13 protein-coding genes and 1 pseudogene are annotated in these 14,828 nt (G+C 55.7%); 8 read left to right on the forward strand and 6 right to left on the reverse strand.

The annotated features are described in order from the left end of the window. Window positions 1-62: 62 nt before the first annotated feature. Together aroC and PREDE_RS04295 are read right to left on the reverse strand one after the other, a co-directional pair. On the reverse strand, window positions 63-1,139 hold the full coding sequence (gene aroC, locus PREDE_RS04290; protein WP_015298481.1) for a chorismate synthase: 1,077 nt from the start codon (window positions 1,137-1,139) through the stop codon (window positions 63-65). 14 nt (window positions 1,140-1,153) lie between these two features. Further along, window positions 1,154-1,822 carry an FKBP-type peptidyl-prolyl cis-trans isomerase gene (locus PREDE_RS04295; protein ID WP_005844477.1) on the reverse strand — a complete coding sequence of 223 codons (669 nt, stop codon included), beginning with the start codon at window positions 1,820-1,822 and terminating at the stop codon, window positions 1,154-1,156. A 320-nt stretch (window positions 1,823-2,142) separates the two neighbouring features. On the opposite strand from PREDE_RS04295, the gene PREDE_RS04300 reads away from it, so the two are divergent. The 4 genes from PREDE_RS04300 (at window position 2,143) to PREDE_RS04315 (ending at window position 6,281) form a co-directional block, all read left to right on the forward strand. Continuing rightward, window positions 2,143-2,535 (forward strand): hypothetical protein, encoded by a 393-nt coding sequence (locus tag PREDE_RS04300; RefSeq protein ID WP_005844478.1) that lies wholly within the window; start codon window positions 2,143-2,145, stop codon window positions 2,533-2,535. A 389-nt stretch (window positions 2,536-2,924) separates the two neighbouring features. Next, on the forward strand, window positions 2,925-3,413 hold the full coding sequence (gene fldA, locus PREDE_RS04305; RefSeq protein ID WP_005844480.1) for a flavodoxin FldA: 489 nt from the start codon (window positions 2,925-2,927) through the stop codon (window positions 3,411-3,413). An 84-nt stretch (window positions 3,414-3,497) separates the two neighbouring features. Beyond that, window positions 3,498-3,857, forward strand: a complete 360-nt coding sequence (locus PREDE_RS04310; protein WP_005844482.1) for a DUF2023 family protein — start codon at window positions 3,498-3,500, stop codon at window positions 3,855-3,857. Between the two features lie 348 nt (window positions 3,858-4,205). Then, on the forward strand, window positions 4,206-6,281 hold the full coding sequence (locus PREDE_RS04315) for a glycoside hydrolase family 20 protein (protein ID WP_235777473.1): 2,076 nt from the start codon (window positions 4,206-4,208) through the stop codon (window positions 6,279-6,281). Window positions 6,282-6,456: 175 nt separating this feature from the next. Here PREDE_RS04315 and PREDE_RS04320 read toward each other — a convergent pair whose 3' ends face one another. The 4 genes and pseudogenes from PREDE_RS04320 to PREDE_RS04335 all read right to left on the reverse strand — a co-directional run. Beyond that, window positions 6,457-6,951, reverse strand: a complete 495-nt coding sequence (locus PREDE_RS04320) for a DUF6169 family protein (protein ID WP_005844487.1) — start codon at window positions 6,949-6,951, stop codon at window positions 6,457-6,459. Continuing rightward, entirely contained in the window at window positions 6,948-7,094 is a 147-nt protein-coding gene (locus PREDE_RS04325; protein WP_005844489.1) for a hypothetical protein, read from the reverse strand. Before PREDE_RS04325 ends, PREDE_RS04320 begins: the two co-directional genes overlap by 4 nt. Window positions 7,095-7,226: 132 nt before the next feature. After that, window positions 7,227-8,543, reverse strand: coding sequence for an MFS transporter (locus PREDE_RS04330; protein WP_015298483.1), 1,317 nt, complete (start codon window positions 8,541-8,543; stop codon window positions 7,227-7,229). A gap of 16 nt (window positions 8,544-8,559) precedes the next feature. Next, window positions 8,560-9,876, reverse strand: a pseudogene (locus tag PREDE_RS04335) (SpoIID/LytB domain-containing protein); the annotation flags it as partial. Window positions 9,877-10,187: 311 nt separating this feature from the next. On the opposite strand from PREDE_RS04335, the gene PREDE_RS04340 reads away from it, so the two are divergent. The 4 genes from PREDE_RS04340 (at window position 10,188) to PREDE_RS04355 (ending at window position 14,798) form a co-directional block, all read left to right on the forward strand. Beyond that, complete coding sequence (locus PREDE_RS04340; protein ID WP_005848072.1) at window positions 10,188-11,339, forward strand: IS110 family RNA-guided transposase; 1,152 nt, start codon at window positions 10,188-10,190, stop codon at window positions 11,337-11,339. Between the two features lie 304 nt (window positions 11,340-11,643). Then, window positions 11,644-12,714: a 23S rRNA (adenine(2503)-C(2))-methyltransferase RlmN gene (gene rlmN, locus PREDE_RS04345; protein ID WP_044126778.1), complete on the forward strand. Its 1,071-nt coding sequence runs from the start codon at window positions 11,644-11,646 to the stop codon at window positions 12,712-12,714. 11 nt (window positions 12,715-12,725) lie between these two features. Next, a complete protein-coding gene (locus PREDE_RS04350) occupies window positions 12,726-13,673 on the forward strand; it encodes a DUF4837 family protein (protein ID WP_005844496.1) in 948 nt (315 codons plus the stop codon). A gap of 3 nt (window positions 13,674-13,676) precedes the next feature. Next, entirely contained in the window at window positions 13,677-14,798 is a 1,122-nt protein-coding gene (locus PREDE_RS04355) for a 4-hydroxythreonine-4-phosphate dehydrogenase PdxA (protein WP_005844498.1), read from the forward strand. The last annotated feature ends 30 nt before the right edge of the window (window positions 14,799-14,828 follow it).

Raw genomic sequence — 14,828 nt, forward strand, 5'->3', positions numbered from 1 at the left:
TACGATATTATTCCGAAAACCCGTGTTTAAATACGTTAAATTATTGGGCTCATCCAAAAATATCACATTCGTGTAGTCTTGTTCAGCAGGTAATGGTCCAGAATGACCATGGCCGCCATGGCCTCCACCACCGGTACGGCACGCGGCAACACGCAGGGGTCATGGCGGCCACGCGCGTCGAGCATCGTGGGGCGGCCCTGCAAATCCACCGTGTGCTGCGGTTGCAGGATGGTGGCCACAGGCTTGAAAGCCACACGGAAATAAATGTCCTGCCCGTTGCTGATGCCGCCCTGGATGCCGCCACTGTGGTTGGTCCGAGTGGTGATGTGCCCGTCGCGGCTCTCGAACACATCGTTCTGCTCGCTTCCACGAGCCGTCACACCGGCAAATCCCTCACCGTATTCAAAACCCTTCACGGCATTGATGCTCAGCATAGCCGCCCCCAGCTGGGCGTGCAGCTTGCCAAATTCGGGCTCGCCCAAGCCCACCGGGCACCCCTGAATCACGCACCCAATGATGCCGCCAATGGTGTCGCCCGCCTCTTTCACCCGGAGGATGAGCTCTTCCATCTGCCGTGCTTTCTCCGCATCGGGACAGCGCACGATGTTGCCTTCTGCCTGTGTCAGGTCGTAGTGGCGGTAGCCGCGCTCCAGCGCAACGGGCCCCACCTGGGCCGTATAGGCCGTCACCGTGACGCCCAAACGGCGCAGGGCCAGGCGCGCCAACGCACCGCCCACACACCGGCTGATGGTGATGCGTGCCGACGAGCGGCCACCCCCGCGATGGTCGCGCAGGCCATACTTCTGGAAATAAGTATAGTCTGCATGTGAGGGCCGGAAGAGTTGGCGCATGTTGTCATAGTCTTTGGAATGCTGATTACGGTTGTGCACCACGAAGCCGATGGGAGCGCCGGTGGACCTCCCCTCGAACACACCACTGAGCAGTTCCACCCGGTCGGGCTCGTTGCGCGAGGTGGTCACCCGGCTCTGGCCGGGCCGCCGCCTGTCCAGTTCGTGCTGAATGTAGTCCAAATCTATCTCCACGCCGGCCGGCATGCCGTCGACCACGCCACCCACGGCCGCCCCATGGCTCTCGCCAAAGGTGGTCAGCGTGAACACATTTCCAAACGTATTTCTCATGATTTGCCCCTTTGTCAGTCGTCGTGCCTGTGCTTTCCGCAGCATTCCCCCTCGCCGTGGTGACGGCAGTGATGGCCCTCGCCATGGCCTTCATGGTCATGATGGCCGCAGCCGCCCTCGTGATGGCCGCAGCCCTCGCCGTCGTGACCGCAGCCACCATGGCCTCCGCAGCAGCAGCCCTCGCCGTGGCCCGAGCTGCTGCTCACGAAAGCGGCCACCTCCTCATTGGTGGCCTCACGGCTCTCCAATATCTTGCCGCAGAAGTTCAGACGGCGGCCGGCCAGCGGATGGTTCAGGTCTATCGTCACCTTGTCGGCCGTGAGCTTCACCACCCTGCCGTTGAAACGGTTGCCAGCCTCGTTCTGCAGCGGCACGATGGCGTCGGGATAGATGTGCTCCTCGTCGAAATGGCCGTCCACAAAGAAGATTTCACGGTCGAGCTCAAGCACGCGCTCCTCCTCGTGCCGACCGTAGGCCTGCTCGGGCGCAAGGATGAAATCGAACGTCTCGCCGGCCGCCAGGTCTACCACCTGCTCCTCGAAGGCCTCCAGCAGGAAGCCCATTCCGCTGACGAAGCGGAAAGGGCGGTCGGCCGTGGTTTCCTCGATGAGCGTGCGCCCGCCGTCGGTTACGTCGTAGAGTTGGTAAGAAGCGTCGATGTACTTGTTGGGTTTCTTGTCCATATTCCTTTTTCTATTGTTATATACCTTATTATATAGCGCCCTACATGAGACGGTGATGCAAAGATAGTGCTTTTTTCCCACAATCGCGGCCAGCGCCCCACAATTGTTGCTCTGCCGTCTCCAAACGCCGGCTGTACGGCTCGGTTTGACCTATATCAAAATTTACAGCTGTTTCCGTACACAGACTATCAGATTGCTTGCAACGTGCCGCGAAAAGCATTAACTTTGCAAAAGAAATCGTGAGGATTTCGTTAGGATAACATGTTTAACGGCTGGCACACCCCGCACGACGGAGCGGCCGGCCCTCAAAAGGTAAAAAGATGAAAAAGATTGTATTGACAATGGTAGCTATGCTAAGTATGACCATGGCCTTTGCAGGCAATAACGAGAAAGACGCCAACAAGTCGGTGAATGCAGCCCAGGCCGTTGCCGTGGCTGCTCCCAACTATGACATGACGGTGAACTACCGTGTTCTGGGCACAACCCTCGGGCTCGACGACTATCAGATGGAGGCCGTACAGATTGTCCACAACAACTTCGTGCGCGACATGGACAAGGCCGCCCAGGCCGATGCCGCCCAGCGCAAGGAGCTGGTCAAGGCCGCCGCAGCCCGCGAACTGCAGTACATGGGCTACGTGCTCAACGACAAGCAGTACAGCAAGTTCAACACCCTGCTCAACCTTACACTGAGCAACCGCGGCCTGTTGGACTAAGCCAACAGCGGCTTCCAACGCAGAATAGGATATGCAGATTCCCGCCGGGAGTCTGCATATTTGCGTTTGGGGCGCACGCCCCATGCAGCCCTGCACTCGCCGTCCGTGGAGAAACGCTGCGCGATTCCACCGCCAACGCCGTGCGATTACGCCGTCGTCGCTGCGCGATTACACCGTCATCGCCACGCGATTTCACCGCTAACACAACGCCGTTTCGCCGCCGCCGAACCATCAACTCCCCGTCATGGCCCCACGGCCCCGCAGCCCTCGGGCCGTCACCATTTGTAGGTATTTCGGCGAAACCCTTATTTTTAGGTATTGCACGATATGGAAAAACCGCTTATCTTTGCAACCGTAAACATCAAAAGACGAATAAAAAGCAAACAGAAATGAGTAAGACGATTGTAGTATATGGCTCTACAACCGGCACCTGCGAGAGCATCGCGCAGACCCTGGGCGACAAGCTGGGTGCCGAAGTCATCAATGTAACCGACCTGACCGCCGACAAACTGGAGGCCGCCGACCACATTCTGCTGGGCACTTCCACTTGGGGTGCCGGCGAATTGCAGGACGACTGGTACGACGGTGTGAACGTGGTGAAAGGTGCAAACCTCGCCGGAAAGCAGGTGGCCATCTTCGGATGCGGCGACTCTGCCTCCTATTCCGACACGTTCTGCGCCGGCATGAAAGAACTCAGCGACGCTGCCGAGGCTGCCGGTGCAACCGTTGTGGGTGCCGTGTCGACCGACGGCTACACCTACGACGACTCCGACGCCGTGGTAGATGGCAAGTTTGTTGGCTTGGCCCTCGACGACGTGAACGAAGACGACAAGACCGCCGGGCGCATAGATGCCTGGGTGGCTGCACTCGGATTCTAAACCGCAAGGTATCGACAACAAGGAAACACCCCTATTCCTCACCCCTACCCTTATTTGCATTTAGACCGACAAATACACAGCCTTATGTCTGATGTGCCCATAGAGATGAAGGTTCTCATGAACCACATCTACGAATACCAGAAAGGTGTGCGCCAGATGGTGCTCTACACTTTCAACCGTCGCTATGCCGATTTTGCCATCAAGCGGCTGGAGCATCAGAACATTGGCTACATCGTCCAACCCGCCGGGGCCGACACCATCAACCTCTTCTTTGGCCGCCAGGAGTGCCTGGATGCCATCCGGCTTGTAGTCAACAAGTCGCTCAGCGAGCTCTCGCCCGAAGAGGATTTCATGCTGGGTGCCCTGCTCGGATACGACATTCGCATGCAGTGCGAGCGCTATTGCCAACGCAAGAGCCGCTCCTGCCACTGCTCCGGCTGCTGAGAAGCACCCATTCTAAGCACATATCACAATACCATAAATTACATCTTGTTCGCTATAAAATAGAAATTCATAATGTTTTTGTATAGTATGTATTAGGCTGGCTGTGAAGTCAGCCTTTTATCTTTTTGCCGTCTTTGCCGGCGCTCTGCCCTGCGGAGAGAGCCGCGAAAGGGGGCGGAGAGCTGCGGAACAGGCTGGGCACGGCTCGAAAAACATGCGTATAAATTTGCCCATGTCTCGGTTTATCCGTATTTTTGCAACCGTACAACTGTGGAAAAGGCATGTGCCGGTCGATTACGACACATGGGAAAGACACTTGTTTCCACAGGCAATCCATTCAGAAAAATCATGATGAAACAAAACCGTTCGTTTCTTGTCGGCCTTGTCTGCTGTGTGTGTCTGGGCTTGACGCCAAGTGAAACCAAGGCACAGCAACTGCTTCCCTTGCCCAACCAGCTCGTTTACGACTCGGGAAAATTCCGTATTCACGAGCAAACAGGCGTTTATACCAACCTGGAGTCGTCCCAAGACCGCCGACTGACCAAAACGGCAAGCGGGCTGTTGGGCATGAATCTGACAAGCAGTGAGGGGAAGAAGAAGAAAGGTCAGCTCCGCCTGTTGCTCACGAATCCGGCGGCCGACCCGGAGCAAGTGCCGTTCGACAAACAGCTTCAAGGCTATACGCTGGATGCGACGAAAGAGGGCGTCACCATCAAGTCGCGTTCCGAGGCGGGCCTTTATTATGGTCTCCAGACCTTGCGGGGGCTGCTCACGGGGGGCGAGGTGCCGTTCGTGCATGTTGAAGACACCCCTCGTTTCGCTTACAGAGGCTTTATGCTCGACTGTTCGCGCCATTTCTGGACGGTGGATTTCATCAAGAAGCAAATCGAAATGATGGCTCGCCTGAAGCTGAACCGCCTCCATCTGCACCTGACCGACGCCGCCGGATGGCGCATGGAGCTCAAGCATTACCCCGAGCTCACACAGAAAACAGCCTACCGCACCCACTCCCATTGGGACAAATGGTGGAGCAGCGGCGACCGGCGCTACTGCGAGGCGGACGCCGCCGGGGCGTATGGCGGCTATTATACGCAGGATGATCTGCGCGAGATCGTAAGCTATGCGGCCCTGCACCACATCACCGTGATACCCGAAATAGACATGCCCGGCCACAGCGAGGAAGTGACGTTTGCCCTGCCCCAGCTGTCCTGCGACGGCAAAGTGTACTCCGATCTGTGCATCGGCACCGAAGAAACGTTTCGGTTTGCAGAGAACGTGCTCCGCGAAGTGATGGACATATTCCCTTCCAAATATATTCATATCGGCGGAGACGAGGCGGCAACAGAGCATTGGAAGACGTGCAAGCGTTGCCTGCAGCGCATGCAAGACCATCATCTGAACGACGTGTCGCAGCTGCAAGCCTATATGATGAAGCGCATCAATGCCTTTCTTCAGGCGCACGGGCGCAGTCTCATCGGATGGGATGAAATGATAGACGGCGGGCTTCCGCAGGGTTCCACCGTCATGGCATGGCGTAGTATCGACAAGGGTGTAGAGGCCATCAAGGCCGGGCACCATGTTATTATGAGTCCGGCAGACTGGTGTTACCTCAATTTCTATCAAGACAACCCCTTTACCCAACCGGAAGCCATGGGCGGATATACCCCCTTGAAAGTCACCTATGCCTTAGAGCCCGTGCCTGAAGCATTGGCCGACAGTGCTGAAATCAGCCTGATCGACGGCGTTCAGGGCAATCTGTGGACAGAATATATAGAGCATGCCGACCGTGTGGAATACATGGCATACCCCCGGCTGATGGCCATTGCCGAGATAGGATGGAACGGCGGAGCGAAAGACTATGCCGCCTTCAGAGAGCGGGCACAGGCCCTGGCCGACCAAATGCGCACGGCCGGTTATCATCCTTTCGACTTGCACCACGAGAGTGGGCCGCGCAAGGAGAGCCTTACCAGCGTGTCTCATGCCGCCATAGGCAAGAAAGTAACCTATCTCTCGCCCTACTCGGAGAAATACGCTGCGGCCGGCGATGCCACCCTCACCAACGGGAAGCAGGGCGACTGGAGCCATAAAGACGGCCAGTGGCAAGGCTTCATTGCCGACAAAAAGATGGATGTGGTCGTCGACATGGGGCAGGAAACGGAGCTGATCGACATATCCGCCGATTTTATGCAGTTCGCTGAACTTTGGATATTCCAGCCTTGCGAGCTTACGATCTCCGTGTCTTCCGACGGCAAGAACTATACGCCCATCGATCATCGCCCGTCTATCAAAGACGAGGATAAGCTCAGCATTCGCACTTATCAGTGGCGGGGACATGCCAAGGGACGCTACATACGCTACGAGGCCAGGACCGACAGGGACGGCGGATGGCTCTTCACCGATGAGATTGTAGTAAACAAACAGTAAGCGGCGACATTTGCAGATATGCTGCAAGGCACGGTTGAGGCTGTAGTTGTGGCAGGAGAAAAGAGAAAGGCAGGGGATGCGCCGATGGAAACCAAACGGTTTGAGGCGAATACGTCCCTGCCTGTTTTGGATAGATGCCAGTTGTTACACGGAATAAAAAGAACTTTCTTGTGCTCTATTCTGGCTTTCTTTTAAGAGTGTCCACCACATGGTTGAACGCTTTTACAATATCATTTAGTCTGGGATTTTTTCTCTGTACAATAATGGCAGCAAAATTTTCTATTCCGTCCGCTTCCATTTCCACCGTGTCAAAATAGTAAAGATGGTGCTTGGCATACTCCCTGAACCATCTGATAAAAAGCCTATTACGCGATGCTTGCTTACCATCTCCCGTTTCGCAGAGGTAGAGTAGTATTTCTGGATTAGCCTTGAAAAAGTCTTCTATAATGCAGAAAATGGTCTCGCGCAGTTGCGTGTCATTAGGAGAGGGAGTATTGTTTTCATTGACGATGACGAACTGATAAGCTCCCCTTTCCCAAATGGTATCATCATCCATGAAGCCAATCTTATAGATGGCTCCATGTTTTGTACGGAAATAATAATAGCTTGCCACACTCCAAACAGAATATGGCGCATTGAGATTGATAGCAGAAATGTCGAGTGCGTTCATAGGGCCTCTTTCAGTTCCGCTCCTCGTCTACGCATGTCTGCAAACTCTTTTTGGGCCTGTTCTTCAAATTTCCTTTTGCGATCAATCGCCCGCTTGAATCCCGCTATAAGCTCTTCTCTTGTCTTTTCCTTGAAACTAATCATATATTCCACTCCTTTTACATGGTGCAAATATAGCCCTTTGTTTCCATATCGGCAAGAGAAAAAACGGAAAAACACCAAAAGAGCATGCTCAAAATGGTGTTTTTCGTTGAAAGATGAAAAGGCAGTGGCAGCTCAATTCTCCTCCTTGCTCTTGCCGAAAGCCGGGTCTATCTTGAGAAAAGCCGTTACGAGCACCATCACAATGCAGCTTACGAGTGTGAAGATGAAGAAGTGGCGATAGCCCATCTGCTCCTGCAACGTGCCGGCCAGAACGCCCGGCAGCATCATCGAGAGGAACATCATGGCCGATGCCAATGCGTAATGACTGGTCTTGAACTCACCGCGACTATAATAAATAAGGTATAGCATATAGGCCGTGAGGCCGAAGCCATAGCCAAACTGTTCGACAAAAACACAGGCGTTGACCACGAGCAGGCTGGAAGGCAGTGTGTAGCTGAGGAATACATAGACCACTTCGGGCAGCATGAAAGCGAAGACCATGGGCCACAGCCAACGGCGCAAACCGTCACGGCTGGCCACCACTCCGCCCAGGATGCCACCCAAGGCAATACCAATGATACCCACTGTTCCCTGCACAAGTCCGTACTCCTGGGGCGAAAGTCCCAGCCCGCCGTTGTGCCCGGCATCTATCAGAAACAGCTCGGACACCTTGGAAAGCAACCCCTCGGGCATGCGGAAAAAGAGGATGAAAAGCACGGCATACACCACCTGCGGCTTGGTAAAGAACGAACGGAAAGTGTCCAGAAACCCACTCCAAATGGTACGGGCGTTGATGTAACTACGGCGCACGTCCTCGCGTGCATAAGGCAGGGCATGGCTGTGCCACAGCCATAGGGCCAGAAACAAGCCGGTGACGCCATAGAACATCAGGCTCCATGAATAGGAGATGCTGTTGCGAAAGATGACCTGCAGGTTGCCGGCAATCATCACGAGAATGCCTTGTCCGAAGATGGTGGCCAAGCGGTCGAAAAGCGTGCGGATGCCCATGAATCCTGCTTGCTGGTGGCCATTGAGACCGAGCATGTAGAAACCGTCGGCCGCCACGCAGTGAGAGGCGCCGGCAAAGGCCATGAGCCAGAAGAAGAAGAGCGACCCTTGCAGCCACAACGAGGTGGGAATGGTAAAGGCAATGCCGCCAAAGGCTGCTCCGATAAGCACCTCCATGGCCAGAATCCACGTGCGCTTGGTCTTGACAAGATCGATAAACGGACTCCACACGGGCTTCAACACCCACGGCAAGTAGAGCCAGGAGGTATAGAAAGTAATGGCCGCATTGCTCAGTCCGAGCTGCTTGTAGAGAATGACGGAGATGGTCATCACGGCCACAGAGGGCAGACTGTCGCTAAAGGTGAGCGAGGGAACCCACAGCCACGGCGAGCGGCTGGGGCTGCCCGGAGTGTGGCGAGGTGGTTGAGGTGTTGGTTTCATAAAAGGGTTATACTGTCTAATTGTATATTCTGGTGATGTTGGCACCAGGATAATAGTGGGTTAGAATCTGGTCGTAGCCATAGCCTTTCTCTCCCATCATGGCCGCGCCAATCTGGCAAAGTCCCACGCCATGACCCCACCCTGCCCCTGTAAGCTCGAAGCGGGCGGGCACTCCGGTGGCGGCATCTACCTCCAGCTTGTCTACGACAAAGGCCGAACTGTAGAGGTGGGTGTCGCTTAACGCACGCCGAATCTCCAGTTCCTTGCCTATGGTGAAAGTGCGGTCGGTACCCATTATCCTGAGTTGGGAGATGCGGCCACTGCGGCCACGCTCCACGGGAACGAGGTCGAGAATGGCGCCAAAGTCCATATTGAGGCGGCTACAAAGTAGCCGGGAAAGTTCTTTTTGTGTGTAGCCGACGTGCCAACGGTAGAAATCGGTGGTCTCTTGGTCGTAGTCGTTGAGCACCTGTGAGAGCACATGGTGGTCGGATGTGTTGCAGAAGCTGCGGGGAGCAGACCGTATCCAGCGATCGGCATTGGCTTCAACGGTGAGGTCGGGCAGCCGGTCGGGACTGTCAGTGTCGGCCACAGCCTGTAGATAAGACTTGGGCACGTCTTCCCAGCAATACTGAAACTCCTCCGTGGCACCGCCGCAGCATTTGGAAAACCGTGCGTCGCATATCCCGCCCTCCGACGTGAGGATGCGGCCACGTGTCTGTCGGACGGCCTCGGTCACGTGCGGACTGGTCCTCCGCGTGATGCCCTGGTATCGCTGGCAATGGTCGTCTGCACAGACGTCGAAGATGGCATGGTCTTCACGATCGTACCATCTGATGAAGGCATCCTCCGTTTTTACAAAAGAAAAAGGGCGGCTGTCGCCCTCCTGTTCCTGCCGGCGTTTCTCCATCTGGGCCAGTAGCCACGATCTCGAAATCACAGCGTGGGCCTTGAGCAACTCCAAGCTCGACGTGCCGCTCATCTCACTTGAGATGACGCTCTCCAGATAATGCTCCACGGGCAACTCGTTAATGGCACATACCTTGCCCTCATCCACGACAAAGCGCAAGGCCCCCAGAAACGTCTGGGTCTCCTTGCGCTCCCAATGAAAATCGATGCCAATGGTGACATTGCGAAGCGAGAACGATGCGCCGCTTCCTCCGGGCCGAAAAGCCAGCTCGCGGTAGAGGCTGCCATGCCAGCGGATTCCGCCCTCGGCAAACTCCACCTCCTGCTCGCCCGTTACAGTGTCGCCCTTGGCCTCGTAAGGGGCATTCAGGGCAAAACAAATCTTCTCACCACTGACGATGCCCACGGCCACCTGGAGCTCACGCCCATGAAAAAAACGGGGCAGAGCGGGCTTTCCTGCCGGCTGCTGCTTCGTTCTGTTTTTCTTTTCTGTCATGTTCCGTTCGCAATGGGCGTGCCGTGGGCACGCCACCTTTATCATCTTTTGCAAATTTACATAAAAATCGTGATTTATAAGCCAGTGGTAATAAAAAACCAAAAATAAATTCCCTGACGGCTTCCCTTGTACCGGTAGAAGTGTCAAGGCCAGCATAGATTTCCTTGTCCTAAACACATGCTCGTGGCACAATTTGTATTATCTTTGAGAGGTATTAATAATCCTCAAAATGTAGGCTTATGAGAATCGTATGCGGCCTTGACGTGCACAAAGATAGCATTTATCTTTGTATTTTGAGCAGCACAGGCGAAATTATTGAGAAAGTTTTCGGTGTTCTGACCTGCCAGTTACAGGAAATGCGTGATCTGATGCTCACACATCACGTAGAGGAGGCCGGCATGGAAAGCACGAGTGTCTATTGGATTCCTGTATGGCGTGTGCTTGAGCCGCACTTCAAGCTGAAGCTCATCAACCCCTACTTCATCAGGCAGCTTCCCGGCCACAAGAGCGATGTCAAGGATGCCCGGTGGATAGCGGAGTGCATGATGAAGGAACTTGTCCGTGGCAGCTTCGTCCCGCCCGAGCGCATCCAGCAGCTGCGCCAGTATGACAGGCGCATCTACGACCTTGACGATGAGATTGTCCGAAAGCTCGCCAAGCTCGACGCCGTCGTCCAGCGGTGCAACATCCGGCTGGGCAACTACGTGTCCAACACGGACAGCAAGAGCTACAAGTCCGTCATAGACAGGATCTGCGAGGGCGTGACCGACCCCAAGGTGCTTGTGGAGGAGATTCACGGCCGTATCATCAATCGCCACGGGAAGGACACCATCATCTCCTCGCTCACGGGATGCGTCACGGAATGCGACATGGACATCCTGCGCCAGCTCAAGGCCGAGATAGACATGGCCGGGCAACATAAGCAGGAATGCATGGACAAGATGCAGGCCGTCTGTGAAAGGGAATACTCCGCCGCATTGCAGAACCTACAGACCATACCGGGAATAAAGATGAGGGCCGCCACCTCACTGATTGCAGAAATCGGAACGGACATGGGCCATTTCCAGACGGCAAACCATCTTACTTCATGGAGTGGCCTGAGACCACGCAACGACCAGTCGAACAAGACCATAAAGTCACGCTGCATCACCCATGGCAACCGCTACCTGCGCCGCACCCTCATCCAATGCGCCTGGGGCGCGAGCCGCACCCAAGGCTGTTTCTTCAACCGCTTCTCCTATCATCAGACACAAGTCCGCAGAAAGAACAGGATGAAAGTACAGGTCGCCATTGCGCGCAAGATGCTTGTCTGCGCATGGCACATACTCAGCCGGAACGTCCAATACAAGGACTTCGACAACAGAATCGGGACTTCCGACGAAAACGGATGACACGATATACCGGTCATGGAAAGGCTATTATCTTTGTGATGGCACGCGACCTCGCTTTGCAAATTAACCCACGACATGGCCGGCGATGGAACCCAGTGTGAGCCCGGAGCTCGAAGAGGAAAGTATCATTATCGTTTATGCAGGCCTGGAGACGGGCCTGTACGCAACCAATATGGAACGAGGTGGCGAACTCCGGGTGTTTGAGTTACCTGGAAGGGCTTTTATTTTCGGTTTTATAGAGGAAAGATAACGATTTTAAGGCACAAAACACAGACTTTACTTAAAAAGTTTGTATCTTTGCATTATGAACAAGAAAACACTTCTCGGCATGACGCTGGCCGAGCTCAAAGGCGTAGCCAAGGAGCTCGGCATGCCCGCTTTTACGGGCGGACAGCTGGCCCAATGGATTTACACGCGGCACGTGCGTTCCATTGACGAGATGACCAACATCTCCAAAGCCAACCGCGAGCGGCTGTCCGAGCAGTACGAAATAGGCTGTGCCAACCCCATCGATGCCCAGTATTCCAAGGACGGCACCATCAAATACCTCTTCCCCGTGCACACAACATCGGCCGACTCCGGCGCGCTTTCCACCAAGTTTGTTGAGACAGTCTACATCCCTGAAGACGATCGCGCCACGCTCTGCGTGTCGTGCGAGGTGGGCTGCAAGATGAACTGCCTCTTCTGTCAGACGGGTAAACAGGGCTTTGAGGGCTACCTCTCGACCGCCGACATTCTCAACCAGGTGTACAGTCTGCCCGAGCGCGACAAGCTCACCAACATTGTCTTCATGGGACAAGGAGAGCCCATGGACAACCTGGACAACGTGTTGCGCTCCACTGAGATACTCACGGCCGAATACGCATACGCCTGGAGTCCTAGGCGCATCACGGTGAGCAGTGTGGGCCTCAAAGACAAGCTCAAACGATTTCTTGAGGAGAGCGAGTGCCATGTGGCCGTCAGTCTGCACTCCCCCATCCCCGAGCAACGGGCCGAACTGATGCCCGCAGAGAGGAGTATGCCCGTGGAGCAGCTCGTGGAACTGCTGCGCAACTACGACTTTGCACACCAGCGACGGCTCTCGTTCGAGTACATTGTCTTCGGCGGAGTGAACGATTCCATGACCCACGCCCGCCAAATCGTACAACTGCTCAAGGGGCTGCACTGTCGTGTCAACCTCATCCGCTTTCATCCAATTCCCCATGTAGACCTGCACGGGGCCAGTGAAAAGCAGATGGAAGTCATGCGTGATTATCTCACGGCCCACGGCATTTTTACCACCATCCGGGCCAGCCGAGGCCAGGACATCTATGCCGCCTGCGGTCTGCTGAGCACCTCGGCACAGATGGACAAAGACCGCAAGGAGCAAGCCTGACACCGTCGCCTATGGCTCGCCAACGCTTCTTTCCCCACCCGGCCCGCACTCTGCTATGTGTCGTCACCCTCCTTATGATGATGGCTTGCACTGGGCACGACGGACTTCTGCCCAAATCGGGCGGACGGGCCTACGAGGTGTTGGTGGTGGGCGACCGCCAGAAGGCCGTGGCACGCGCCCTGAGTACCGATGTGGACTGTCTGCCACAGAGCGAGCCCGAGTTCGATATATCCAACGTGGACAGTGCCCATTTCACAGCCGCCTTGGCTTTGGCGCGCAACATCGTGATGGTGCACATTGACCCGCAGCTCTATACCGTGACCCGCATCCGCTACGAACGGAATGTACATGCCACCCCGCAGCTTGTAGTGCATGTCGGTGCTCCCTCGGCCGCTGCCCTCCAGACCGGCATGCAAAGCCAAGGAACGGCCTTGCGCCGACTGCTGAATCGCACCGAGCTTCAAGCGGCTATCGCCCGACTGCAACACCATCGCAACGTACAGATGGAGAAGCAGCTGCAACGGCAATTCGGCGCAACCATGTGGATACCAGCCGACATGACCGCCAGCAAGAGGGGGCGCAGCTTCCTCTGGATGAGCAACAACACTGCCTCCGAACTGCTGAACATCGTGGTCTACCGGACCCGTCGCTGCCGCACCATACAAGCCTACACGGCCCAACGGGACAGTATTATGGGCGCCAACATCAAGGGCGAGACAGACCGCATGGCCATGCAGACCATGCCGGGAAGTGTCCGCCGGTACACGGCAACCTACAAGGGGCGGCCAGTTGTGGTACACCGCGGCCTATGGGAGATGGCGGGCGACGACATGGGCGGCCCTTTCGTGAGTCACACCGTAGACGACATCACGGTCGAAGCATTCGTCTATGCCCCGGGCACCAAGAAGCGAAACAAACTGCGGCAACTTGAAGCCGCACTATATACTTTAAAATATTAAGCAATGGACAACAACCGCAAGATACGCGTGGCCATCACCCACGGAGACACAAATGGCATAGGCTATGAGTTGATTTTCAAGACTTTTGCCGAGCCCGAAATGCTGGAGCTCTGTACTCCCATCGTCTACGGCTCGCCCAAGATAGCCGCCTATCACCGCAAGGCACTCAACATTGAGGGGAACTTCAGCATCATTGCCGATGCCCGCGAGGCGCAGGAAGACCGCGTGAACCTGCTGACCGTGTTCGACGAAGACATCAAAGTGGATTTGGGCACGCCTACGGATGAGTCGGGACACGCCGCCGTCAAGGCACTCGACAAGGCCATCACCGACTACAAGGACGGACTCTTCGACGTGCTTGTCACCTGTCCCGTCGACCAGTCTCACCTCAGCCTTGAGGGCTACACACTGCCCAACAGTGACAAATACATCGAGACGAGCATTGGCGAGGGCAAAAAAGGCCTCGACATACTGACTAATGAGAACCTGCGCGTGGCCCTGGTCACCGACAACATTGCCCTGAAAAATGTGCCCGCAGCCATCACCTTGGAGCGCGTCATCGAGAAAGTGGCCATATTTTTTACCACGCTTCGCCACGACATGCGCATCTCCAGTCCGCGCATTGCCATCCTAGCCCTCAACCCCAACGACTGCGACGATCGTCCCGGCAAGGAAGAGAGCGAGGCCATTATCCCCGCCGTGCAGAAGCTATCCGATGCCGGAGTCAATGCCTTTGGCCCCTACCAGGCCGCAAGTTTCTTCGGCAACGGCGAGTTCACGGCCTTTGACGGCATTCTGGCCATGTACCACGACCAAGGTATCGCGCCGTTCAAAGCCATGGCTCCCGAGGGCAACATCCATTACTTGGGTGGGTTGCCGCTTGTGAGTACCGCCCCCGACATGGGACCATGCTACGACATTGCCGGGCAGGGCACGGCCGACCCCACGGCACTCCGCCGCGCTATCTATCAAGCCATCGACGGTTTCCGCAACCGCGCCTACTATGACGCACCCCTGGCCAATCCGCTGCCCAAGCTCTACCATGAACGCCGCGACGAGAGCGAGAAAGTGCGCTTCTCCATCCCCAAGAAGCACGAAAATGCCATCAAGGAGCGTCAGAAGTAGGTTCCGGCCACGAACCATCCTCCGACCATC

This window comes from Prevotella dentalis DSM 3688, from assembly GCF_000242335.1.
Lineage (GTDB): Bacteria > Bacteroidota > Bacteroidia > Bacteroidales > Bacteroidaceae > Prevotella > Prevotella seregens.

Coding starts and splice junctions, on each gene's coding strand:
- PREDE_RS04300 (WP_005844478.1), top strand. CDS start 2,143: ATGAAAAAGATTGTATTGACAATGGTAGCTATGCTAAGTATGACCATG.
- PREDE_RS04325 (WP_005844489.1), bottom strand. CDS start 7,094: ATGATTAGTTTCAAGGAAAAGACAAGAGAAGAGCTTATAGCGGGATTC.
- aroC (WP_015298481.1), bottom strand. CDS start 1,139: ATGAGAAATACGTTTGGAAATGTGTTCACGCTGACCACCTTTGGCGAG.
- rlmN (WP_044126778.1), top strand. CDS start 11,644: ATGAACAAGAAAACACTTCTCGGCATGACGCTGGCCGAGCTCAAAGGC.
- PREDE_RS04350 (WP_005844496.1), top strand. CDS start 12,726: ATGGCTCGCCAACGCTTCTTTCCCCACCCGGCCCGCACTCTGCTATGT.
- PREDE_RS04310 (WP_005844482.1), top strand. CDS start 3,498: ATGTCTGATGTGCCCATAGAGATGAAGGTTCTCATGAACCACATCTAC.
- PREDE_RS04320 (WP_005844487.1), bottom strand. CDS start 6,951: ATGAACGCACTCGACATTTCTGCTATCAATCTCAATGCGCCATATTCT.
- PREDE_RS04340 (WP_005848072.1), top strand. CDS start 10,188: ATGAGAATCGTATGCGGCCTTGACGTGCACAAAGATAGCATTTATCTT.
- fldA (WP_005844480.1), top strand. CDS start 2,925: ATGAGTAAGACGATTGTAGTATATGGCTCTACAACCGGCACCTGCGAG.
- PREDE_RS04295 (WP_005844477.1), bottom strand. CDS start 1,822: ATGGACAAGAAACCCAACAAGTACATCGACGCTTCTTACCAACTCTAC.
- PREDE_RS04315 (WP_235777473.1), top strand. CDS start 4,206: ATGATGAAACAAAACCGTTCGTTTCTTGTCGGCCTTGTCTGCTGTGTG.
- PREDE_RS04330 (WP_015298483.1), bottom strand. CDS start 8,543: ATGAAACCAACACCTCAACCACCTCGCCACACTCCGGGCAGCCCCAGC.
- PREDE_RS04355 (WP_005844498.1), top strand. CDS start 13,677: ATGGACAACAACCGCAAGATACGCGTGGCCATCACCCACGGAGACACA.